Raw genomic sequence first — 15,510 nt, forward strand, 5'->3', positions numbered from 1 at the left:
TGGCTGAGCGCCGTCACCCTCCGTCCGTTTCGGCTCATTTCTCGCCGAGGATCGCCTTGATCACGGCGATCTTCTTCTGCTGAGTTTCCATCTGTGTCTGCGCCTTGGCGCGCGCGTCGTCCAGCGCTGGATAGGGGGGATCGCCGGCCACGCCGCGCTCGCTGGCCAATTGGTCGAGATCGCTGACCGCCCCCAGCGTATCGACGCGGAGCGAATCGAGATCGGCGAGCGCCGATTCGGCGCGCACCCATTCGTTGCTGCCCACCGCCTGCGCGGCCGGGCTGCGCGCGGCGCTCTCCGCGGTGGCGGCGCTGGCGGCAAACGCCGCGTCCGACGCGCCCAGCTTGGCGGCGATCGCCGCGATCTTCTTGTCGAGTTCGGAATCCGGGGCTGCGACTGGCGTCACCACTTCCGGCTCGGCGTCCGAGCGCGATTCGATCGGCCGTAACGCGAGCGACGGATAGGTGCCCGGTGGTTCCGTGCAGCCGACCAGCCCGAGGGTAAGGAGTATCGCGATCCGCTTTGACATGACGCTGCTCTAGGCGGCGAAAAACTATGGCGCAACGCACTTGCGCTTCCCGAAACACCCCTCTATGTGCCGCGTCTCCCAGGCGCCCGTAGCTCAGCTGGATAGAGCATCAGACTACGAATCTGAGGGTCGGACGTTCGAATCGTTCCGGGCGCGCCATTTCCATTCACAGGCACAAATGCCTATCGCCGCCGCCTCTATACCAGAGGCGGCGGTTCGCGTTCTGCGCCAGCTCGCCGCGCATTGTCGTGGGGCGACGGCAGCTGTACCGGCCGGCGGCACCTGCCGCTCGCAGACCCACATCCGGAATTACGACGATGATGATGAAACTCTTCTTCAGTCGAAATCCAAATCCGCGGCTTGCGGTCGCGGTCGCACGCTACCTGAATTCGGCGATCGACTTTGAATATGCTTCGCCGTTCGCGCCGGGCGAATCCGAGAAGTTCCGGGCTTTGAATCCGAACCTTTCCCTGCCCATTTTCGTGGGCGGCGAACGGGTCCTCTGGGAAGCGGACGCCATAGCATGCCGGCTTTCGCGTGACGCAGCGTCGGACTTCTGGCGCACAGGCGATGACGAGCCGGAAATGATCCGTTGGCTGAGCTGGGGAAAAGAGCATTTCATGCGGGCGTGCGATATGGTCCATTTCGAGCGTGGAACGAAGCAGCGTTACGCCCTCGGACCGATCGACGCCGAAAAGGTTGCGGAAGGGCTGGCGCGTTTCCACGACGCTGCCACCATCCTTGAAAGCGAACTCGCGGCGCGAGAGTGGCTTGTCGGGGAATCGGTTTCCTACGCCGACTTCCGAATGGCCGCCTTTCTGCCGTTCAACGACGTCGCTTGTCTGCCCATCGACGAGTATCCGCGATTGGCCGGTGGTATGATCAACTCGAACATATCGAGGCATGGCGGGAGCCCTTCCGGGGATTGGATGCTCCCGGCCTGCCACCAATAACACCACCGCGATAGCGCTCGACTAGCACTCGGAGGGAAGTGCTCTCGCAATGGGTGTCGAATAGCGAACTGACGCTGCTTGCCGCCGATGCCGATGTCAGTCGCAATGCCGATGGCTGGAATGTCGCAGCCGCCAATTGGCGATATGCGCCCAGGCGAGGCACAGGCTGCCGAGGATCGTCACCGGTGTCTCCCAACGCCCGCCGAGCAGGAACAGCGCGCCGGTCGCGAGCAGAATCAGCCCTGCTGCGCCAATCATCAAGGGATGGGCCCGTCGATGATGGTGCCGGCCGGTAAACAGGGCCAGCGCCGAGGTCGGAACGGCGAAGGCCAGGACCCAGACGTGGAAACTCTCGGGAATGGGAAGGAACGACGATAGAGCGGGCAGGGCAGCCAGCAAGAGCGGCAGGCCGATACAATGGATCAGGCACAGCGCCGACGCACCGACCGCGGCGCGCTCCACCCAGTCGATACCTGGCGCCCCCGCGGCGGGTTGTCGGTGGGACATGCGATTCTCCAATGTCGATGCGCCTTTGACGATGTTGGTCGGGAAGGCTCGCGGCTAGCGGCCACCACGGGCGCGCCGCGGCGGCTGGCCAACCCCAGCGGGGCGCGCCACCGGCACGCCCCGATCCGTGCTCAGAACTTCTTGCTGATGCCGGCGAAGAATCCGCGCCGCGCGCCATATTGCGGCGCGCCGACGCCGACCCCCGATCCGTCGCGGATCAGGTAGCTCTTGTCGAACAGGTTCACGACGTCGAAGCGGATCGACAGCCCTTTGAGCACGCCCGGCCCTTCGAGATTCTGCGCGATCCCGATATTGGCGGTGACGTAGGAGGGCAGCTTGCCGCCATTGGGGACGATTCCCGCAGGATCCTCCGCGCGCAGGCCGTCGCCGTAGAGGAAGTCCACCGCCGGAACGAGCGTGCCGATCCCGTCATGGATCGTGACGCTGGCGCCGCCCGACGCCGTCCAATTCTGCGAATGGTCGGTGAAGATATAATGGTTGGAGATGTAGGCGAGTTCGTCCGGCGCGAAGAAATATTGGCTCGAGACGATGTTGCGTCCCTTCTCTTCGCCGCGCGCAACGTTGGCGTAGAGATCGACCGGCCCCTTGGTGTAATTGGCGCTGAGTTCGACGCCCCAGGCATAGCCCTTGGCGTAGTTGAACGGCGACAGCACCAGCGACGTGCCGAACTGCCCCTCGTCGAGCAGGTTGCGCTTGATCTTGTAATAAGCGTCGAGCCCGATCTTGAGGCCCGGCAGCAGCTTCTGCTCCAGTCCGGCATCGAAATAATGTTCGCGCTCGGCACGGACCGGATCGGCGGTCGCGATCTCGGGTTCCTTGGTCGTGCCGTTGAACAGCGCCAGCGTCGGTGCCGCGATCAGTTCCTGCGGCGGCGGCGTGAAGTTGCGCGCATAGCCGAGATGGAAGGTGGTGCCGTCGCTTGGCTTCCAGACCAGATTGACGCGTGGGCTGACCTGTTGCTCGCGGGTATAGGCCCGCACTGCGTCGAAGCGGACGCCATAGTTGAGCGTCAGCCTTGGAGTCAGCGACCATTCGTCCTGGAGATAGATGCCATAAAGCTGGCCGTTGCGGCCGCCCTTGTCGGTGATCGTGATCGGCACGTCGGAGGTCTGGTTGCCGTCTCCGTCGACGGGGAACACGCGCGAGGTCACCAGCGACCGCGTCCGCTCGTTCTGGACGAACAGCCCGAAGCGCAGCATGTGCGTGTCGGATAACTTGTAGCTTCCATCGGCCTGGACCCCAGCGGTCAGGCTCGACAGGCGCGACCGATCGGCGACGCCGGTGAAGATGAGGTCGCCGCCCTGCGGATCGGGCGTGAAGCGGGTCTGCGAATAACGCACGAACGGCGCGACCTGAAAATTGAGCGCCCCGCCGGCATATTGGTAGGCGAGCACGCCATAATGTGTGATCTCGCGCTGGTTCTGGTCGAGCTTGGCCGAATCGAAAGACGACTGCCCATTGAGAATGAAGGCTGGCGTCTGGCCCGGGTTGTTGGGAATCTGGAAATAGCCGATCGACGTGCCGCCGAACGCGGTGATGCGGCTGGTCGAGGAGACGATGTCCGAAACATAGGCGAACGCCCGGTACTGACGCGTGCGGTCGTGGATCGCGTCGCGCGTCGCAATCGGGTTTTCGACGCCAAGATCGTTCTGCAAATAGCTGCCCGAGGCGAAATAGCTCAGCGATCCATCCGATCCGTGAATCGACGCGCTGGGATTGAGCGTGTTCCGGCTGCCGCCGTAAAAGCCGACATCGCCGCCATTGTTGAACCCGCCCGTGCCGGTCTTGAGGCTGACCACGCCCGACGTGCGATAGCCATATTGCGCCGGCAAGGTACCGGTGATGAGCTCGACCGAGTCGGCGATCCGGGGGTCGAAGGTCTGGCCGAAGCCGGAGATGCTTTCCGGCACGATCACGCCATTCAGCCGGTATTGCAGGTTACCATGCTCGTTGCGGACGTGCACCGCGCCATAGCTGTCGAGTGTCACGCCCGGAGCCTGCGACAGGATCTGGACCAGGCTGACGTTGACGCCGCCGGGCTGCTTGGCGAGCATCGCCTTGTCGACCGTATAGGCGCTGGCGCCGAGCGATGGCAGGATGGCGTCGCGCGCGGCGTCGAGCCGCTGCGCGGTGATCACGATGTCTCCCGGCTGAGCCGACGACGTTGGGGTGGGGGCAGGGGCAGGGGCAGCCGGTGACGGGTTGGCCGGCGCGTCCTGGGCCGAGGCAAGTGCGGGAAACAGCGCGACGGATGCCGCGCCCAGCAGGAAGAGATGTCGCATTCTAATAAACTCCGGGAACCTTGGTCGCGGATTCACGGTGGAATCCGCGGGACGCGACCGGGCACGGTGCCGTGCCTTCGCGTCGCGGCGATACAGTCAGGCCTGGAGTTGGATCGGGGGTGCGCGGCTATGCCAGCCGAGCGAGCGCCGTTGGAGGATCAGCCCGAACGCTAGCCCGGCGACGAGCCAGACGAGCATTGGTTGGGGCGCCGGCAGGACGATCGGCGCCGGCGGCAGATAGGCGGCGCTTTGCGCGATTTCCCGGCAGATCGGACAATTTGCCGGGGAATCGAAGGGGGAGTTTCTGTCCGACGAGGACGCCGCGGCGACATTTGTCCCACCAGCGGCGGTCGAGATCGGTGCGCTGGCGAAATGGTTGTGGGTCTGCGCAACGAAGCTCTGCCACGAAAAGGCCAGCAGCATGGCCAGCAGCACGGCGACCCAGCCAGCACCCAGCCGCCGCCCCGAACGGGGCGGGCGCGACGTGCTGCCGATGCGCCTTGCTTTAGTCGCCATAGTCTCCGGCCGGTCGTTCGACGAACGGGTTGCGGCCGCCCTGCTATGTTGCATTGTTACATGAATCAAGCCCGTTTCGTTGCGGTGCACCATTCCGCTGGGTTATAACCGTGGCGCAACGGTGATGAACCGGGCGTTTGCGTGCGCATGGTTTCGCGCTACGCCGCTAGCCATGATCGACGACGACAAGAGGATCGCCGCCGAGGCCGCGGTCGCCGAGGTTCGTAACGGCATGCTGGTCGGCATCGGTACCGGATCGACCGTGGCGTTTGCGATCGGCGCGATCGCCGCGCGCCTGCCCGAGCTGCGCAAGACGATATTTTTCGCCACGTCGATCGCTACCGAACAGGCGGCGCGCGATGTCGGCATTCCGATCGGGCGATTCGCGCTCGCGGCCCGACTCGACCTGACGATCGACGGCGCCGATGAGATCGACCCCGCATTGCGCGTCATCAAGGGCGCGGGCGGCGCGTTGCTGCGCGAAAAGATCGTCGCCGAGGCGTCCGAGCGGATGGTGGTGATCGCCGATTCGTCGAAACGGGTCGATCGACTAGGCGCCGCGCCGCTGCCGGTCGAGGTGTTGCCCTTCGCCCGCAGCTTCGTCGCGGCCCGCTTGGCGGCGCTGGGAGCAGAACCTATCCTGCGTATGGCAGACGAAGGCGCGTGGCGCAGCGATCAGGGCAATGTCATTTTCGACTGCCATTTCGCGTCGTTCCCGGACCCCGCTGGCCTCGCGGCAGCGTTGCAGGCGATCCCGGGCGTGATGGGACATGGCCTGTTCCTGCGCGAAATCGACGCCGCCTATGTCGCCGATGGGGGAACCGTTACGAAAATGGAACGCAATACCACCTGACGGGTGGCAAGCGCGCAAGGCTCCCCATATAGGGCGTGGAAATGGCGCAACCGCGATGCGGCCTGCGCGTTCGTCCACCCGAAGCGGGAGCCTGAAAGAGAATGTCCGATACCCAGACCGCCGACGTGGATCAGCTCAAAGAGGATGGCTCGATCGAGCGCCTGACCATCGACACGATCCGCACGCTGTCGATGGACGCAGTGCAAAAGGCCAATTCGGGGCATCCCGGCACGCCGATGGCGCTGGCGCCGGTTGGTTACACGCTCTGGTCGCAATTCCTTCGCTACGATCCGTCGACGCCGACCTGGGCCAATCGCGACCGGTTCGTGCTGTCGGTCGGCCACGCTTCGATGCTGCTCTATTCGCTGATCCACCTCGCCGGGATCGAGGAAGTCGACGGCACGGGAAAGAAGACCGGTAAGGAAGCGGTCAGCCTCAACGATATCGAGAATTTCCGTCAGCTCGGCTCGAAGACGCCGGGCCATCCCGAATATCGTCACACTACCGGCGTCGAGACCACGACCGGTCCGTTGGGGCAGGGCTGCGGCAATTCGGTCGGCATGGCGATCGCCGAGCGCTGGCTCGCGGCGCGCTATAACAAGGACGGGTTCACGCTGTTCGATCACGACGTCTATGCCTTGTGCGGCGACGGCGACATGATGGAAGGTGTCTCGGCCGAGGCGGCGTCGATCGCCGGGCACCTCAAGCTCTCCAACCTCTGCTGGATCTACGATTCGAACCACATCTCGATCGAGGGCGACACCGCGCTCGCCTTCGACGAGGACGTCGGCAAGCGCTTCGAAGCCTATGGCTGGAACGTCATCCACGTGAATGACGCTAATGATTGCGCGGCAATGGCGCAGGCGCTGGCGGCGTTCCGCAACACCGACGACCGCCCAACCTTCATTGTCGTCCACTCGGTGATTGGCTGGGGGTCGCCGCGCGCCGGCAGCGAAAAGGCGCATGGCGAGCCGCTCGGCGTTGACAACGTCAAGGCCACCAAGGAGGCCTATGGCTGGCCGCAAAAGGACTTCTATGTCCCCGACGGCGTCGAGAAACATTTCAACCAGGCGATTGCCGGCCGCGGCCGCCCGCTGCGCGAGGAATGGGAAGCGAGCTTCGTCAAGTATAAATCGGCTTATCCCGATCTCGGCAAGGAACTCGACCTGATCCTGTCGGACCGGCTACCCGATGGCTGGGATGCCGACATCCCGACTTTCGACGCCGACGAAAAAGGTCTCGCGACCCGCGATTCGAGCGGCAAGGTGCTCAACGCGATCGTTCCCAAGGTGCCGTGGCTGCTCGGTGGCTCGGCCGACCTTGCACCGTCGACCAAGACCGACATCAAGAACGCACCGTCGTTCGAGCCGGACAATTACGGCGGCACCAATTTCCATTTCGGCGTGCGCGAACACGGCATGGGCGCGGTGGTCAACGGCATGTCGCTGTCGCATCTGCGCGCTTACGGTTCGACCTTCTTCGTGTTCCTCGATTACATGCGCCCGCCGGTGCGCCTGTCGTCGCTGATGGAATTGGGCTCGATCTGGGTGTTCACCCACGATTCGATCGGCGTCGGTGAGGACGGCCCGACTCACCAGCCGATCGAGCAATTGGCGATGCTCCGCGCGACGCCGGGGATAGACACGATTCGCCCTGGCGACGCCAATGAGGTTGCCGCGGCGTGGCGCGCGCTGATGACCGATGGCCGGCACCCGACTGCGCTCGTTCTGTCGCGTCAGGCGATGCCGACGCTCGATCGATCGACCTATGCCAGCGCCGACGGCGTTGCGAAGGGCGCCTATGTACTGGCCGACAGCGATGATCCGCAGGTGATCCTGATCGCGAGCGGATCGGAAGTCAGCCTGGTGACCAAAGCCTATGAGCAGCTCATAGCCGAAGGTATCGCGGCGCGCGTCGTGTCGATGCCGAGCTGGTTCAGGTTCGAATTGCAGGATCAGGCGTATCGCGAAAGCGTGCTGCCGTCGGGCGTTACCGCGCGTCTCGCGGTAGAGATGGGCGGCGAAATGGGCTGGGACCGTTATGTCGGCCCGAAGGGTTCGACGATCACCATGTCGACCTTCGGTGCCTCGGCCCCGCTCGCCGGTCTGCAGGACAAGTTCGGGTTCACCGTCGAGAATGTGGTGAAGAGGGCGAAGGAACTGATCGGCAAATAACAGGCCGTCATCCCAGCGAAAGCTGGGATCTCGTGCCGCATGAGACCCCAGCTTTCGCTGGCGTGACGCAGAAGGAAAGACACATGGGACGGATCAACGATCTGGAAAAACTCGGTCAGGCGATCTGGCTCGACTTCATCGACCGCAAGCTGCTCACCGAGGGCGGTTTGAAGAAGCTGGTCGAGGAAGACGGCGTCACCGGCGTGACCTCCAACCCGTCGATCTTCGAGAAGGCGATGGGCCATGGCAATGCCTATGACGCCGAGCTCGCCGAGTTCGACAAGGCCCATCCGGGTGCATCGGCGATGGCACGCTACGAGCATCTCGCGATCGAGGACATCCAGGCGGCCGCCGACACGCTGCGCCCGGTCTATGACCGACTGGGTGGCAAGGACGGCTATGTCAGCCTCGAAGTGTCGCCCTATCTCGCCAACGACACCGATGAGACCGCCGCCGAAGCCGAACGGCTATGGAAAGCGGTCGGCCGGCCCAATCTGATGATCAAGATCCCCGGCACCGCCGCGGGCGTCCCCGCGATCGCGACGTCGATCGACAAGGGCATCAACATCAACGTGACGTTGCTGTTCTCGATCGAGGCATACAAATCGGTCGCGCTGGCGTTCGTCGAGGGTCTCGAGAAACGCGCCGCGCGCGGCGAGCCGATCGACCGCATCGCCAGCGTCGCGAGCTTCTTCGTCAGCCGCATCGACACCAAGATCGACGATGCCATCGACGCGGGAACGGGCGGCGACGAGGCCAAGGCGCTGAAGGGCAAGGTGGCGATCGCCAACGCCAAGGCGGCCTATGCCTGGTATCAGGACTTCACCCAGTCGGACCGCTGGCAGGCGCTCGCCGCCAAGGGTGCGATGCCGCAGCGACTGCTCTGGGCGTCGACCGGTACCAAGAACGCCGATTATTCGGATGTGCTCTATCTCGATACGCTGATCGGCCGCGACACGGTCAACACGGTGCCGCCCAAGACGCTCGACGCGTTCCGCGATCACGGCACCGCCGCCGAGACGCTGACCCAGGATCTGGACGGCGCGAGGCATGTGCTGGCTGAGGCCGAACGGCTCGGGCTCGACCTGCAAGGCGTGACCGAAACTTTGGTCGAGGAAGGCGTCGCCTCCTTCTCCAAGGCGTTCGACGACCTGCTCGGCGCGATCGCCGCGAAGCATCCCGTCGAAGCGACCTGATTTCACCCTCATCATGCCGGGCTTGTCCCGGCATCCAACGGGCCTCACGCGATATCGCCCGTGGATAGTTGGACCCCGGCACAAGGTCGGAGTGACGCAGGAATAGATCAGCGCTTCAGGAGTTTCACATGAAAATCGGAATCATCGGCCTCGGCCGCATGGGCGGCAATATCGCGCGGCGGCTGATGCGCGGCAATCACGAGACCGTCGTCTATGATCGCGCGCCCGAAGCCGTGAAAGAGATCGTCGCCGATGGCGGTATCGGCGCCGGGTCGCTGGAGGAGATGGCGGGCAAGCTCGACAGCCCGCGCATTTTCTGGGTGATGTTGCCGGCGGGCGCGCCGACCGAGACGACGATCGAGACGCTGACCGGGCTCTGTTCGCCGGGCGACATCATCATCGACGGCGGCAATACCTTCTACAAGGACGATATCCGCCGCGCGAAGGCGCTGGCCGAGAAGGGACTGAAATATGTCGACGTCGGCACCTCGGGCGGTGTCTGGGGTCTGGAACGCGGCTATTGCATGATGATCGGTGGCGATGACGACGTCATGCGCCATCTCGATCCGATCTTCGACACGCTCGCCCCCGGTCTCGGCACGATCCCGCGCACGCCCAACCGGATGGCGCAGGAAGGCGAGGATCCGCGCGCGGAGAAGGGCTATATCCATGCCGGCCCCGCCGGTGCTGGGCATTTCGTCAAGATGGTCCATAACGGCATCGAATACGGCCTGATGCAGGCTTATGCCGAGGGCTTCGACATCCTCAAGAGCAAGGTTTCCGACCAATTGCCCGAGGATGAGCGTTTCGATCTCAACCTCACCGACATCGCCGAGGTATGGCGCCGCGGATCGGTGATCTCGTCCTGGCTGCTCGATCTGTGCGCACAGGCCTTGGCCAAGGACCAGGCGCTCGATCAATTTTCCGGCCGCGTTGCGGATTCGGGCGAGGGGCATTGGACGATCGAGGCGGCGATGGAAGAAGCGGTGCCCGCGCACGTGCTCACCGCGGCGCTGTTCGCGCGCTATCGCAGCCGCGTCGAGCACACCTATGGCGACAAATTGCTGTCGGCGATGCGCTTCGGGTTCGGCGGGCATGTGGAGATGCCGCAGTGACGCAAGCCGATCCGGCGGTCCGGCTGGTCATTTCGGATGTCGACGGCACGCTGGTGCGCAAGGACAAGTCACTCAGTCCGCAGGTCATCGCCGCGGTGCATCGCCTGCGTGAGGCGGGCGTCGCTTTCACCCTGATCAGCGCGCGTCCGGTGTCGGGCGTGTTGCCGCTGATCGCGCCGCTGGGGATCGATATCCCCCTGGCGGCGATCAACGGCGGCATCGTCTTCCGCCCGGACGGCAGCGTGATCACCAGGCATGGTATAGACCCCGAGGTCGTGCGCGGCATGTTCGCGTTGGCCGAGGGTGTCGCGGTCGATCGCTGGGTGTTCGCCGATGGTCACTGGTATGCCTCCAGCCTCGCGGGCGTCCATGTCGATCATGAGCGTGTCGCCTCGAACCAGCAGCCGATCCTGCGCGACGATTTCAGCGACCTTTACGATCGCGCCGACAAGATAACCTTCGTTAGCGACGATCCGCCGGTGCTAAAGGATCTCGCCGCTCGCGGCGTTGCGCAATTCGGCGCGCGCGCGACGATCGGGCAGAGCCAGACCTATTATCTCGATGTCACCGACACTCACGCCAACAAGGGCGATGGCGTGACGGAGCTCGCCGCTATCCTGGGCGTCGATCTCGCGCACGTCGCGGTGTTCGGTGATATGGACAATGACGTCGCCATGTTCGCGCGCGCCGGCATGTCGGTGGCGATGGGACAAGCGCCGGACACGGTGAAGGCCGCCGCCGATTTCGTCTCGTCGAGCAACGAGCAAGATGGCGTGGCGCATGCGATCGACGCGTTCGTGCTGGCGCGGGCGGCGGCATGAAGAAGCTGGTCGCGTTCGACCTCGACGGCACATTGGCGCTCAGCAAACAGCCGCTCGACGAGGATATGGCGGGACGGATCGCGGATCTGCTCGACGTCTGTCTGGTCGACATCATCTCGGGCGGCGACTGGCCGCAGTTCGAAAAGCAGGTCGTGTCGCGGCTACCGGAGCGGGCCAAGCTCGAGAACCTATTCATTCAGCCGACCACCGGGACCAAGCTCTATCGCTGGTCGGGCGAATGGAAGCCTGTCTATGCCGAATTGTTCTCTGACGGTGAGCGCCGTCAGATCGAGACGGCGCTCGACGACGCCGTCAAGGCCGAGGGTCTCGACGAGGGGCAGACCTGGGGCGACCGGATCGAGGATCGCGGCAGCCAGATCACGTTTTCTGGTTTGGGCCAGGACGCTCCTTTGGTCGCGAAGAACGCCTGGGATGCCGATCGCTCGAAGCGTGAAGCGCTGCAGAAAAGGCTGCGCGCCGCACTGCCCGATCTGTCGATCAATATCGGCGGATCGACCTCGATCGACATCACGCGCCAAGGTGTCGACAAGCAATATGGCTTGAAGAAATTGCTGCCGGTCGCCGGTGTCGATGCGAGTGAAGTGCTGTTCGTCGGTGACGCGATCTATCCGGGCGGTAACGATTACCCGGCCAAGGAAATGGGGCTCGATACGATCAAGGTCGATGAGATCGAGCAGACGCGGCTGGTGATTTCGACTGTCGCGACGGTGCTGAAGAGCTGAGTTTGGGGAGGGGCTGACGCCAGCCGTTACCCCCATCGTCATCCCGGCCTTGTGCCGGGATCCACCGCGCCATCCTCCCGATTAGGAGTTGTTGCACGATGGATGCCGGGACGAGCCCGGCATGACGATGGTCAGTTAATCGCGCAATGCGCTCTCCACCGCGTCATGGAACAGGCGAATCCCGCCCTCCATGCTCCCCAAGGTCAGCTGGTCGATCGCGCCCGACATCAGCCCTTCCTGGCACAGCGCCGCCGCGCGGAAATCCTCCGATCCGAACACCCCGCCGTCGAGCAAATTCCAGCTCTTCTCCCAATGCGCCAGCGCCTTGTCGGTGGCGGGCGCCTCGGGGATCAGCATAAAATCCTCGACCAGCACGCGGTCGACGCCGCGCGGCATCAAGGTCATCAGGTTCATGTAATCGGGGCTGACCACCAGCACCGTCGCCGGGAACATCTGATAGGTATAAGTGATCGCGCGGCGCAGGGTCGGCCAATCCTCCGCCGCGCAGTCGTCCGCCGACACGTCGCGACCGACCGCCGAGCGTTGGTGCGCGCCGATCATGTCGCCTGAGGCGACGCCATCCTTGAAGAACGGACCGATCGTCGCGGCATGGAGGCGCTGGACGTGATAGCTTTCCAGGAAGGCATCCATGATCTGTTTCCAGTTTGCCGCGACATCGTGGGTGCGGCGGCGGAACAGATATTGGCCGGCGAGATTGAAGGCGTCGAAATCATGACCTAGCGTCTCGGGCTCGGCGAAATCGGCGCCTTTGTCGAACGCGAACCAGATCAGACCGCCCGCTTCGCAGGTCGGTAGGCGGCGCAGACCGAACTCGCTTTTGTCGAGACCGGGAAAGGCGTCGGTGCGCGGCAGCGCGAGCAGCGCGCCGTCGAGTGCATACGTCCAGGCATGATAGGGACAGACCAGGCGCGCGGCACAGACCGGCTCCTGGCCCTCGACCAGCCGCGTGCCGCGATGGCGGCAGACGTTCATGAAGACGTGCGCCTTACCTTCACGGTCGCGCGTGATCAGCAGCGGCTTGCCATAGCCGTCATGCGGGACCGCCATGCCGGGGTCGGGCAGCAGCGCGGACGGCGCGATTACCAGCGGGCGCTTGGCGAAGATCGCCGCCCGTTCGGCCTCATACCTGGCCGGATCGGTATAGGCGGCGGCGTCGACATGGGTGATTCCGCCACCGCGCCGCTCGCCACCTTCGGCCAGTTTCTTCGCCAGCGCGAGCTGCCCCGCGGTCGGAGCGATCCTGGTCGCCACGTTCATGGGCTTCCTCTCCCGATTTTTGTGTTTAGTGTCTGCTTTAAGAGCATGGGGAGCAAGCCTGAATGAGCGGTACCGTGGTGACACGTCCCAAGGGGTGGCGGCTGTTCGTCGCTGCGCTTCGGACGCGCAAGTCGGCGTCGATGCTCGCGCTCGGCTTTTCGTCGGGGCTGCCCAATGCGCTGCTGATCGGGACGCTGACCGCCTGGCTGGGCGAGGTCGGGATCAAGATGGCGACGATTGGCGTGCTGTCGTGGATCGGCCTGACCTATGCCTTCAAATTCCTGTGGTCGCCTCTCGTCGATCGCCTGCAATTGCCAGTGCTCGGCAAGCTCGGGCGGCGCAAAAGCTGGATCGTGTTGTGCCAGACGCTGATGATCGTCGCTTTGTTGGGGATCGTCGTCACCGATCCTGCGCAGCAGATCGGCATTTTCGCGATGTTCGCCTTTCTCGGCTCGCTGGGCTCCGCGACGCAGGACATCGCGATCGACGGCTGGCGCATCGACGTGGCGGACGAGGATGCGCCGGTCGAATTGCTGTCGGCGGTCAACCAGCTCGGCTATCGCACGGCCAGCATCGTCGGCGGCGCGATTGCGCTCTACATGGCCGCGCGAATGTCATGGCCGACCGTCTATCTGGTGATGGCGGTGATCATGGGGCTAATGCTGCTGATCACGCTCGGCGCTCCCGATACCAAACGTGTGCCGAGCGAGGCAGTACAGGCGCTGTCCGAGCCGGGCGAGATCAGGCCGCGGACGCGTGCGATCGCATTGCTCGTCGTCGGAATCAGTTGGGTCTGGGCGATTGGCTCGCTGATCGGCTTCATGGTCTCGATGCTCGCCGACACGCCGCCGGGAGCAACCAAGCCGTCCCCGGCCGACTTCCTCAAATATCATGGTCCGGCGATCGTGATCGCGACTGTGCTCGTGCCGCTCGCCGTCGCCGCCATCCTCAACTGGCTGAAGACGCAGGGACGCCAGGTCCAGGCCGAGCGAGACACCACGGTTTCCGCATCGAGGACGGCCGCGAACCATCTCTATGGCGCGTTGATCGCGCCGCTCGCCGATCTCGTCGCGCGGCTCGGCTGGGGCGTGCTGATCGTGATCGGGCTGATCCTGACCTATGCGCTTTGCTACAATGTCTGGGGATCGTTCGCTTATCCGTTCTATCTGGAATTCATGCATTATTCGAAGGACGAGGTGGCCTTCGCATCGAAGATTTTCGGCATTATCATGTCGATCATCGGCGTCAGCCTGGGCGGCTATCTGTTCGCCAAGATCGGACGATTCCCCACCGTGCTGATCGGGGCGATCCTGCCGATCTTCGGCAATTTTCTGTATGCCGACCTCGCTGACGGATCGCCGCATATCGACCCCGTATTGCATTTCCTCCGGCTCGATTCGCTGGCAGTCGCACTAGGCAGCGACGAGCGGATGGCGCGCTTGCTGCTGACGATCAGCTACGAGAATATCTCGACCGGCCTGGCGCTGGCTGCGTTCGTCGCGTTCCTGTCGGGTATCGTCAGCAAGAAGTTCGCGGCGGTCCAATATGCGGTGCTGTCGTCGCTGACCTTCCTGATCGGCTCATTGGGCAAGGGCATGGCCGGCGAAATGATCGACAAATACGGCTATGCCGACGTGTTCCGCTATGTCGCCGCTGTCGGCGTGCTGGCGATCCTGTTCGTCCTGCTCGAATGGTGGCGCGCCTCGCAAGTTCCGACGGTGGTGGAGGCCGGCAATACCGGCAAGCCTGCCTGATGCTGTTCCTGATCCTGTCGGGCGGGACGATCGTCTGCCAGATCGCCTGCGTGGTGCATTGCGTGCGCAACAGCCGCAACACGTTCTGGATCTGGCCATTGGTGTTCTTTCCGATGGTCGGCTGCATCGCCTATTTCATCGTCGAAGTGCTGCCCGGCATGCAGGGCAATCGTCATGTCCGCACGATGCGCGCGCAGGCCGCCAAGGCGATCGACCCCGAGCGCGAAGTGCGCTCCGCCCGCGACGCGCTGGGGCTGGCCGATACGATCGCCAATCGCATCCGGCTGGCCGACGCCCTATCGGCAGTCAACCGGCCGGCTGAGGCGATCCCGCTCTACCGTGAAGCGATCGCCGTGCAGCCGCTGCCCGACACGCGCACGGAAACCAAGCTTGCCCGCGCGTTGTTCGAAGAAGGCAAGATCGACGAGGCGCAGCAGGTGATCGACGCGATCGCCAAGCCGTCGGGGCAAAGCGACCGCGACCGCCTCGATCTGCTCCGCGCGCGGATCTACGACCATCTCGAGCGCAAGGACGATGCCCTGGCGATCTATCGCGACATCGTCACACGCATGCCGGGTGAAGAAGCGCGCTGCCGCTATGCCGCACTGCTGATCGAACTCGGCCGCAAGCGCGAGGCGCTGGGCGTGCTGGAGGAAGTCGAGGATCGGATGAAGCGCCTCGATCGCCACCAGCGCCAGGCGGAGGGCGACATGTACCGCTGGGCGACCGACAAATTACGCGAGCTGCGCGCGGCGGGGTAGCGGGCTG

General features: G+C 64.2%; 14 protein-coding genes and 1 tRNA gene. 10 read left to right on the plus strand and 5 right to left on the minus strand.

The genetic code is table 11. The features are described 5' to 3' along the window. Positions 1-34: 34 nt before the first annotated feature. Positions 35-529: a hypothetical protein gene (locus AC1DRD_RS06390; RefSeq protein ID WP_478029918.1), complete on the minus strand. Its 495-nt coding sequence runs from the start codon at positions 527-529 to the stop codon at positions 35-37. 82 nt (positions 530-611) lie between these two features. On the opposite strand from AC1DRD_RS06390, the gene AC1DRD_RS06395 reads away from it, so the two are divergent. Together AC1DRD_RS06395 and AC1DRD_RS06400 are read left to right on the plus strand one after the other, a co-directional pair. Next, positions 612-688: transfer RNA gene (locus AC1DRD_RS06395), tRNA-Arg, on the plus strand. Positions 689-846: 158 nt separating this feature from the next. Then, entirely contained in the window at positions 847-1,482 is a 636-nt protein-coding gene (locus AC1DRD_RS06400) for a glutathione S-transferase family protein (protein WP_478040765.1), read from the plus strand. Positions 1,483-1,578: 96 nt separating this feature from the next. Here the strand turns inward: AC1DRD_RS06400 and AC1DRD_RS06405 are convergent, their stop codons facing one another. The 3 genes from AC1DRD_RS06405 to AC1DRD_RS06415 all read right to left on the minus strand — a co-directional run bounded on the left by AC1DRD_RS06405 (position 1,579) and on the right by AC1DRD_RS06415 (position 4,808). Then, the gene (locus tag AC1DRD_RS06405) at positions 1,579-1,989 is read right to left on the minus strand and encodes a MerC domain-containing protein (RefSeq protein ID WP_478040766.1); all 411 of its coding nucleotides are present in this window, start codon (positions 1,987-1,989) and stop codon (positions 1,579-1,581) included. Between the two features lie 131 nt (positions 1,990-2,120). Next, entirely contained in the window at positions 2,121-4,292 is a 2,172-nt protein-coding gene (locus AC1DRD_RS06410; protein WP_478040767.1) for a TonB-dependent receptor, read from the minus strand. Positions 4,293-4,388: 96 nt separating this feature from the next. Next, a complete protein-coding gene (locus tag AC1DRD_RS06415; protein ID WP_478040768.1) occupies positions 4,389-4,808 on the minus strand; it encodes a DUF2946 family protein in 420 nt (139 codons plus the stop codon). 172 nt (positions 4,809-4,980) lie between these two features. Between AC1DRD_RS06415 and rpiA the strand changes: the two genes are divergently transcribed. The 6 genes from rpiA (at position 4,981) to AC1DRD_RS06445 (ending at position 11,710) form a co-directional block, all read left to right on the plus strand. After that, positions 4,981-5,661, plus strand: a complete 681-nt coding sequence (rpiA, locus tag AC1DRD_RS06420; protein WP_478040769.1) for a ribose-5-phosphate isomerase RpiA — start codon at positions 4,981-4,983, stop codon at positions 5,659-5,661. A 101-nt stretch (positions 5,662-5,762) separates the two neighbouring features. Then, positions 5,763-7,835, plus strand: a complete 2,073-nt coding sequence (gene tkt, locus AC1DRD_RS06425) for a transketolase (RefSeq protein WP_478040770.1) — start codon at positions 5,763-5,765, stop codon at positions 7,833-7,835. 83 nt (positions 7,836-7,918) lie between these two features. Further along, positions 7,919-9,031, plus strand: coding sequence for a transaldolase (tal, locus tag AC1DRD_RS06430; RefSeq protein WP_478040771.1), 1,113 nt, complete (start codon positions 7,919-7,921; stop codon positions 9,029-9,031). A gap of 128 nt (positions 9,032-9,159) precedes the next feature. Next, complete coding sequence (gene gnd / locus AC1DRD_RS06435; protein WP_478040772.1) at positions 9,160-10,146, plus strand: phosphogluconate dehydrogenase (NAD(+)-dependent, decarboxylating); 987 nt, start codon at positions 9,160-9,162, stop codon at positions 10,144-10,146. After that, complete coding sequence (locus AC1DRD_RS06440) at positions 10,143-10,967, plus strand: Cof-type HAD-IIB family hydrolase (RefSeq protein WP_478040773.1); 825 nt, start codon at positions 10,143-10,145, stop codon at positions 10,965-10,967. Before gnd ends, AC1DRD_RS06440 begins: the two co-directional genes overlap by 4 nt. Continuing rightward, the gene (locus AC1DRD_RS06445) at positions 10,964-11,710 is read left to right on the plus strand and encodes an HAD-IIB family hydrolase (protein WP_478040774.1); all 747 of its coding nucleotides are present in this window, start codon (positions 10,964-10,966) and stop codon (positions 11,708-11,710) included. Before AC1DRD_RS06440 ends, AC1DRD_RS06445 begins: the two co-directional genes overlap by 4 nt. 135 nt (positions 11,711-11,845) lie before the next feature. Here the strand turns inward: AC1DRD_RS06445 and AC1DRD_RS06450 are convergent, their stop codons facing one another. Further along, the gene (locus tag AC1DRD_RS06450; RefSeq protein WP_478040775.1) at positions 11,846-12,988 is read right to left on the minus strand and encodes an aromatic ring-hydroxylating oxygenase subunit alpha; all 1,143 of its coding nucleotides are present in this window, start codon (positions 12,986-12,988) and stop codon (positions 11,846-11,848) included. Between the two features lie 62 nt (positions 12,989-13,050). On the opposite strand from AC1DRD_RS06450, the gene AC1DRD_RS06455 reads away from it, so the two are divergent. Both AC1DRD_RS06455 and AC1DRD_RS06460 read left to right on the plus strand, forming a co-directional pair. After that, positions 13,051-14,742, plus strand: a complete 1,692-nt coding sequence (locus tag AC1DRD_RS06455; protein ID WP_478029930.1) for an AmpG family muropeptide MFS transporter — start codon at positions 13,051-13,053, stop codon at positions 14,740-14,742. After that, a complete protein-coding gene (locus AC1DRD_RS06460; RefSeq protein WP_478029931.1) occupies positions 14,742-15,503 on the plus strand; it encodes a tetratricopeptide repeat protein in 762 nt (253 codons plus the stop codon). Before AC1DRD_RS06455 ends, AC1DRD_RS06460 begins: the two co-directional genes overlap by 1 nt. Positions 15,504-15,510: the final 7 nt, after the last annotated feature.

The sequence above is a fragment of the Sphingomonas sp. P4_G2 genome (assembly GCF_056401155.1).

Coding starts and splice junctions, on each gene's coding strand:
- AC1DRD_RS06390 (WP_478029918.1), bottom strand. CDS start 529: ATGTCAAAGCGGATCGCGATACTCCTTACCCTCGGGCTGGTCGGCTGC.
- AC1DRD_RS06400 (WP_478040765.1), top strand. CDS start 847: ATGATGATGAAACTCTTCTTCAGTCGAAATCCAAATCCGCGGCTTGCG.
- AC1DRD_RS06405 (WP_478040766.1), bottom strand. CDS start 1,989: ATGTCCCACCGACAACCCGCCGCGGGGGCGCCAGGTATCGACTGGGTG.
- AC1DRD_RS06410 (WP_478040767.1), bottom strand. CDS start 4,292: ATGCGACATCTCTTCCTGCTGGGCGCGGCATCCGTCGCGCTGTTTCCC.
- AC1DRD_RS06415 (WP_478040768.1), bottom strand. CDS start 4,808: ATGGCGACTAAAGCAAGGCGCATCGGCAGCACGTCGCGCCCGCCCCGT.
- rpiA (WP_478040769.1), top strand. CDS start 4,981: ATGATCGACGACGACAAGAGGATCGCCGCCGAGGCCGCGGTCGCCGAG.
- tkt (WP_478040770.1), top strand. CDS start 5,763: ATGTCCGATACCCAGACCGCCGACGTGGATCAGCTCAAAGAGGATGGC.
- tal (WP_478040771.1), top strand. CDS start 7,919: ATGGGACGGATCAACGATCTGGAAAAACTCGGTCAGGCGATCTGGCTC.
- gnd (WP_478040772.1), top strand. CDS start 9,160: ATGAAAATCGGAATCATCGGCCTCGGCCGCATGGGCGGCAATATCGCG.
- AC1DRD_RS06445 (WP_478040774.1), top strand. CDS start 10,964: ATGAAGAAGCTGGTCGCGTTCGACCTCGACGGCACATTGGCGCTCAGC.
- AC1DRD_RS06450 (WP_478040775.1), bottom strand. CDS start 12,988: ATGAACGTGGCGACCAGGATCGCTCCGACCGCGGGGCAGCTCGCGCTG.
- AC1DRD_RS06455 (WP_478029930.1), top strand. CDS start 13,051: ATGAGCGGTACCGTGGTGACACGTCCCAAGGGGTGGCGGCTGTTCGTC.
- AC1DRD_RS06460 (WP_478029931.1), top strand. CDS start 14,742: ATGCTGTTCCTGATCCTGTCGGGCGGGACGATCGTCTGCCAGATCGCC.